This is a genomic window from Fibrobacterota bacterium (assembly GCA_019509785.1).
In the GTDB taxonomy this organism is placed as follows: Bacteria; Fibrobacterota; Fibrobacteria; order UBA11236; family UBA11236; genus Chersky-265.
On sequence record JAEKLQ010000097.1, the window covers coordinates 1 to 4,221 of the forward strand.

Below are 4,221 nucleotides of genomic sequence, written 5' to 3' on the forward strand. Positions count from 1 at the left end.
GAGACCAGTGCGCGCACGATGACCGCCCGCGACGTGGCCGCCACTGCCGGCAAGTGGGAAAACAGAGCGCGCGTCGCCTGGCAGGCCACGTCGTTGGTGACGCCGCGCGGATTGCCGAAGGTATCGACGATCGGCCGGACATCGTCGGCGGACATGGTCTGAAACAGCGCTCTCATGGCCGACGTGACCTCATCCTGCGGCGGCGTCGGCGGCGCCGGTTGCTGGCCAAGCTCCGCAACCATGGCATCGCCCACGATGTCGAAAAACGCGGTGACGTCGGCGTCATCGAGTCGGCGCAGCGCCGCCTCCATTCCGTTCGATCGAATGCCCGTCAACAGCGCGGCGCAGGTGTCCACGTCCGCGACTCCGGCCAGCCGGTCGATGATGGCAGCGCGCTCCAGCAGGCGCTCGTCACCGAGCCGTCGCATTCCGCGCGCGGACAGGTCACTGCCCATGCTGCGCGCCTGTTCGGGGGTGGTCGGCCGCGCCAGCGCCGCGCGGAACCCGGGCGTTTCCTTGAGTCGTGCCTGCAGGTTCGACACGGCGGTGTCGTAGGCCGAGGCCACCGGCGTTTCGACCACCGGCTCAGGCGGCGGACCCGCCACCGGATCGCGGCTGACGTATTCGTCATGTGATTCGAACAGGTCCGTGATCCAGCCGGGCGGGTTCAGCAGGATCATGAAATTGAATGCAAACGCGGTGATGGCGAACGCCACGACGATGAAGATCATGCGCGCGCGGCGCACCGGCGGCGGCGTGTACTGCACTCCGAGCCGTTCGAACACCGGCTGCAACGTGAGCTTCAATCTTGCGACTTGCGGCGCGGTCCAGGGGGTTCGCGTCATCGACTTGATGACTCGCAGTGTCCGCGGCGTCCAGTCGTCGTCGAATTCGATGATTGCGCCCGCATTGCTGAGTAGTTTGTGCTTGCCGACATCCGCCCAGTCGGGCAAGGGTCGGCCGTGGATCCGGAGCGCTCGCTTGCGAAACGACTCGTAGTCGGAACGTCTGGCAGGCGTGAGCAGCAGGACCTGCGCGGGCGATGTCGATGTCAGAACAGCCTGGAATTCGTACCAGAAGCCTTCCGAAGTACCGGCCCTCAGGATGATCAGGCGAGCCTTTGCGACCAGCTCCAGCACCTTGCCTTCCCACCCGCCCTCGCGTGCGTAGATGCGCGCGGCCCCGAGGCTGGCGACCTTTTCGCGCGGATCGCCGATCGCGATGAACGGCCCGATCTCCTGGACCACCGTCGCGAGCTGCTCCTCGTCCGTGTAATAGCGCCAGCCCAGACTGCGAGTCACGACGGACACGCCGAGGGTATCGCTGTCGAATGGTCGCAGGTACACGACGGGCGGCCGTGGATCTCCGGCAAGCACGGCATCGCCGCTACCGGTCGTCAGCTTGCGTCCGCGACGCATGAGGGCGAGTCCCGCGAAGATCAGCGCGAGGGCGACCACGAATACACCGAAGACGGCGAAACCCATCACGCGGCCGAGGCCCGCCGTGGCCGGCAGCAGGGCGACGCCGGGCCAGAACAGCGCCGCCCCCAGGAATTTGAGCCGGCGTCCGTGGGCAGACGATCGCTGCGCGGCCTCAGATATCGGAGAACCGGAGCCTCTTGCCATGACCGCTCTCCCTCGCGACGAGGCACGGAGCATAGCGCCGCCGTCCCCGCCGTGCGCCTTGCACCGCACGATGGATGCAGCCAGGAGAAGCAATCACGCCGATGTCGCGACTGGGCGCTCCTCTATCTACCTTGCGGTTTCGGCACCTCGCGGCCACCCGCCCGCGACTAGTTTGCGCGCGGGCTCAGCCAGCCATTCGTGGCGAGCCAGTCCATGATCGCCCCCTGCCATCGGTCGCGGGGCATGAGAAAGAAGCCGTGCTGGCCTTTCTGGAATAGCCGCGCCTCCACCGGCACGCCGGCGCGGCGCAGCGCTTCGAAGAACACGATGCTGTTGTCGACGTCGACGAGTCGATCGTCGGCGGCGTGCAGGATCAACGTCGGCGGCGTGTCACGGGTCACGTGCAGCTCGTTGGAGAAGAACCGGATCCGTTCGTCCGTGGGATCCTTGCCCAGCAGCGCGTTGCGCGAATCGACGTGGGTGATCTTCCCGTCCATGCTGATGACGGGATATACCAGCACGAGGAAGTCGGGCCGCAGGTCGAGATGATCCGGGTTGTCGACGTAGGCGTGGTCGAAATGCGTCGCGAGCGTCGCTGCCACGTGACCCCCGGCCGAAAAGCCGATCGCGCCGATCCGCTTCGGATCGAGGTTGAGGTCGGCGGCATGCCGGCGCGCGTACCGCATCGCCTGCTGCGCATCCTCGAGGGGTCCCAGGGATTTATCCACCATGGTGCGATCGTCCGGAATCCGGTACTTGACCACGAAAGCGGCGATGCCGTGATCGACGAAGTAGTTGGCCTGCTGCGTGCCTTCGAAATCGAACGTCAGTCCGGCATACCCGCCGCCCGGGAAGATCACGATGCCCGCGCCGGTGGCCTTCGCCCTGGCCGGTAGATAGACCTGGATGACCGGCCGCGAGACGTGCGTTATCCAGCTGCCATCCGACGTCGCTTCTTCGTCGGCGCCGGGCCGCGAGTTGGGGATCGCCGCGTCACCATACAGCGGCGCGCTCTGCATCTTGCCCGGAACACCCGCGGCGTCCGGTGGTCCTCCGGCCCGGGCTGCGGACTGCAGGCAGGCCAGCGCGGCGAGCACGAGAGCGGCGTTGAGCGTCCTGATCATCTCGATCCCCTTCGGTCATCACGCCAGCAGCAGCTTGCGGGCCTCGCCTTCGGGGTCGTTCACCATGCGGCACTGGTTGTCCCAGACCATCGTGCGATTCGTCTGCGGATCGGAGGGCTGCCAGGCGAGCCCCGGCAGGCCCGGATTTCCCGTAGCCGCGAACGTCGCCCACGACGACGCCATCTTCTTCGCGAGCGCCTGCGCTTCGGGTGTATTGCCGGTGCCTTGCTCGCAGCGCTTCGTATTGTCGAAACAGAACTGGAGCTCGGCGGTGTGCCATGCGCCCGGTGCGCCGTCGAATATCGGTGTCTGCCACGTGAAGTAGTACGTGTATGCGGGCGCCGCGTTGAGCGCGTGCTTGAACCCGGCCATCTTCACCACGTTGTTGCGGACGGACAGGCCGTTGAGACCGGGTGCGCCGCTGCACATGTAGGACAGCGTTCGAATCTGCTTCTGCGGGTACGCCTTCTTGAGCGCAGTGACGATCGCGCCCGCCTTCTCTTCTCCATAGGCCTTGGTGAGATTCGCGCGCCACTCCTCTTCGGTTGGCCGCCGCGACATCTGGTTGCCCTCTTCGCTCACCGAACCGATCAGCATCGGCACGTCTTTCGAAATCGTGGGCGCGGCGTCGAAGAACGATCGCATGTTGACGATCTTGCCGTCGACGCACGGTGACCATCCCACGCGCGGCGTGCCCGGTGCGCCCGGTCCCGCCACGGGCGGCCCGGGAGGATTGATCTTGGCGGCCGCGGCGGCACCGGCCGCGATGAGCTTCGCCCACTCCATCTTCTGCAACGAACCGATGTCGTTGGCGGACAGGCCGAGCTCTTTCATCGTCTGCCGCGCGAGCTCGCGCTGCTGCTCGCGGCTCGGGATGTTTCCGCCACCGCCCGATTGCGCGGCGGCGCGATGGAACAGGCCCGCCGCGGACGGCATGCCCATGAGCGTCGTCACCTTCGAACCGCCACCGGATTGCCCGTAGATCATGACGCGATCGGGATCGCCGCCGAAGTTGGCGATGTTCTCGTGCACCCAGCGCAGGGCCGCGACGAGATCCGTCATGCCGACGTTGGCCGAATCTTCGTAGGGCGCGCCGCCGATCTCCGCCGCGTCGAGGAAACCCAGGATGTTCAGGCGATGATTGACCGACACCTGCACCACGTCGTGGTGTCGCGCCATCTGCGCGCCTTCGTGCGACGGCAGCTCATACGAGGAGCCGAAGCTGTAACCGCCGCCGTGGAAGTAGACCATCACGGCGCGCTTGCCGGTCAGGCTTGGCGTCCAGACGTTGAGCTTGAGCATGTCCTCGCTCATCCAGCCATCGTCCCAGTCCTGGATGAATGTCTGCTCGATGCTCGTCCAGGGATGGGTGTTCTGCGGGCAGTTCGCGCCGTAGACGAGCGCCGGATACTCGTCCGCCCATGGGGCCGGCGGCTTCGCGGGAAGCCAGCGGTTCTCGCCCGCGGTCGTCT

The 4,221-nt window shown here is 66.5% G+C and carries 3 protein-coding genes; all 3 read right to left on the reverse strand.

Features of this window, described 5'->3' with window-relative positions; all coding sequences use genetic code 11:
- Positions 1–1,625: hypothetical protein (locus JF616_22775; protein ID MBW8890588.1), on the reverse strand; the 1,625-nt coding region annotated here is incomplete at its 3' end.
- 167 nt (positions 1,626–1,792) lie between these two features.
- A complete protein-coding gene (locus JF616_22780) occupies positions 1,793–2,749 on the reverse strand; it encodes an alpha/beta hydrolase (GenBank protein ID MBW8890589.1) in 957 nt (318 codons plus the stop codon).
- 18 nt (positions 2,750–2,767) lie between these two features.
- A partial coding sequence (locus tag JF616_22785; protein ID MBW8890590.1) for a carboxylesterase/lipase family protein occupies positions 2,768–4,221 on the reverse strand: 1,454 nt, incomplete at its 5' end.

Excerpts from the sequence above, each read along its gene's own strand:
- JF616_22780 (MBW8890589.1), bottom strand. The coding sequence starts at position 2,749 with ATGATCAGGACGCTCAACGCCGCTCTCGTGCTCGCCGCGCTGGCCTGC.